At 36.2% G+C, this 1,656-nt stretch carries 2 protein-coding genes; both read right to left on the bottom strand.

Annotation, left to right across the window (positions count from 1 at the left end):
• Positions 1-126 precede the first annotated feature (126 nt).
• Entirely contained in the window at positions 127-996 is an 870-nt protein-coding gene (locus tag A6E04_RS20650) for a hypothetical protein (protein WP_139078909.1), read from the bottom strand.
• Between the two features lie 148 nt (positions 997-1,144).
• Positions 1,145-1,621, bottom strand: a complete 477-nt coding sequence (locus A6E04_RS20645; RefSeq protein WP_065612274.1) for a GNAT family N-acetyltransferase — start codon at positions 1,619-1,621, stop codon at positions 1,145-1,147.
• Positions 1,622-1,656 lie beyond the last annotated feature (35 nt).

Here is a 1,656-nt window from a genome sequence, read left to right as displayed (position 1 = left end):
AACGCCGCAATAACACGTTTATTACTACGACGATTTAGCTGAATTTTACTGCCTTAAACAGCTAAACCAAAGACAAACCTACAACGCCGAATGTAATAAATCGTGTTGATTGCTTTGTTATGTGTACTATTTAGGTGTAGCTGCTTTGATCGTATCTTGAGCCAATGTTTTGAGTGCATCTAATTCACTGTTATTTAATTTTGAAGCTTCTAATAACTCCGTAGTTTCTCCCTGAGCAAGTACTCCTTGCTTATTGAAGAAAGACATTTCATGGACAACCTTACCAAAGTTATCTTCCTTAAAGCTTTCACTAGCCATAAGAAGAATCGCTAATTGTGACTCTCTATTACGTTTCAAGCTATCGTAATGCCTAAACTCATCCATTGCTGAGCGATACTGCTTAAGAAAAAAGAATGCAATGAATTCGATGAAAAACAAAATTCCAAATCGAGGTGCAAGTGTAATTATGGACTCGGTTAGAGTTGCTTCATCTGGAATGCTAACTGGAGAAATCGAAAAATAAATTATCCCACTGAACGCTATCAATATGCCGAAAAGTAGATAAACACCTGAGCGATTGTAGATTTTTTTCGAAAGATTACCTGCTTCTTCAACAAGCTGATGTAAGTATACCTGAGTAGATAAATCACTAGCTTTTATATTTTCATTTGAAGTAGGTTCAGCTATGTGGATTACATTCCCATCACCTCTGATTTGAACAGAGTCTGCTTTAGGCTTAATTTTTCTATTTCTTAGAGCCTCAAAAGGCATAACCCCAAATATTTGTAGAAATAGTAACGGGAAAACCATAGTTGTTATACCCATTAAAATATCAAAGTAGTATTCATTAACTGCTTGCAGCAGAAACTTAGGAGACAATCCATATAAACTAATTAGAAAACGACCAGCAATAAAACACGCCAAAACTAACCACAAAAAGAATTCATTTCTAAGAATTCGAACAATTGCTGGTGAAGCTATCACTTCCGTACTCAATTTTTATACCTCTATACTTTATTGTACACATAACGCCTGCATAACACGTTTGCTACCATGCAGACTTAGTTGAATTTTACTGCCTTAATCACTGAAACTAAAGACAAACTGACAACGCCGAGTGTAGCAAATCGTGTTGATGCATTTGTTATAACCGTTTTTCCATGCGTGACAAATCCCAACTCTCACCATCAAATGATAAGCTATTAGTTACCTGCTCAAATTCTACAAACCCCAGTTTTTCGTAACATGAAATAGCTGATTTATTGTGGCTGAAAACACCTAATGTCAGTAAATTAGCTTTGTAATTAACCTGAGCCTTTTCAATAAGTAGCTGTAACATGGTTTGAGCTAAATTCTGGCCTCGATATTCAGGTGAGATAAATACGCGACAGATACGAAATTCATTAACTGAAACTTGGTAAAGCTCCACAAAACCAACCGGATTATTCTCAACAGTAAATAGAAATGGGAACACCTGTAGCTGCTTACAATGAATTTCAATTTGTTCATGAGTAAGAGGATATTTATAGGCTGGCCCGCCCCACAAATAACAAAGTTTTTCGCTATCTATCCAGGCAGTAAGCTGATCATAGTCCTTATGTTCAAAAGTCTCTAATTCCATGATTTCCTCTTGAGGTTATAACGCCTGCATAACAC

The organism is Aliivibrio logei (genome assembly GCF_001691055.1).
In the GTDB taxonomy this organism is placed as follows: domain Bacteria; phylum Pseudomonadota; class Gammaproteobacteria; order Enterobacterales; family Vibrionaceae; genus Aliivibrio; species Aliivibrio salmonicida.
The sequence above is the reverse complement of the archived record's forward strand: the minus strand, read 5'-3'. Positions and strand labels throughout refer to the sequence as shown.

Excerpts from the sequence above, each read along its gene's own strand:
- A6E04_RS20645 (WP_065612274.1), bottom strand. The coding sequence starts at position 1,621 with ATGGAATTAGAGACTTTTGAACATAAGGACTATGATCAGCTTACTGCC.